Raw genomic sequence first — 521 nt, 5'->3', positions numbered from 1 at the left:
AAATCGCAACGTAATCCTTATATCGATTCATCCTTTCAGAGGACTCAGATCTAATTATGGTGTTTCCATGTTTCTTGATTTTATGAGCGAGGTCGAGGGCCTGCTGAAAAGCGCCCTCGATCGCTGTGGCTTCGCGCCAGAGGAGGGTATAAACAGCCTGGGGCTTGAGCTTACCCCCCATGCCGATCTGGCCTCTTCAGTGGCCTTCCGCCTGGCACCGGTCCTCAAGAAGAGCCCGGCCGCCATAGCTGGAGAGATCCACCAGGCGATCCCCCATGAATTCCGCTATGTAGAAAAGGTGGAGCTTGCCGGCCCCTACCTCAACTTCTTCATGAACCGAGCGTTCCTGAATGCTGTCTTGAACCAGGCCCTGGCAGACAATGCCTGGACTGGGAGGATGAACGAGAAGGTCATAGTGGAGCACACCTCCGCCAATCCGGACGGGCCGCTCCATGTGGGCCATATCAGAAACTCAGTGATCGGCGATACCCTGGTCAGAATACTGCGCCGGGCGGGCTGCA

1 protein-coding gene is annotated in these 521 nt (G+C 56.0%); it reads left to right on the top strand.

The features are described 5' to 3' along the window. Window positions 1–67: 67 nt before the first annotated feature. Window positions 68–521: arginine--tRNA ligase (gene argS, locus BP727_RS13385; RefSeq protein WP_286859344.1), on the top strand; the 454-nt coding region annotated here is incomplete at its 3' end.

Origin of the sequence: Methanosaeta sp. UBA356, from assembly GCF_002496465.1 — an archaeon.
Lineage (GTDB): Archaea > Halobacteriota > Methanosarcinia > Methanotrichales > Methanotrichaceae > Methanothrix > Methanothrix soehngenii.
The sequence above is the reverse complement of the archived record's forward strand: the minus strand, read 5'-3'. Positions and strand labels throughout refer to the sequence as shown.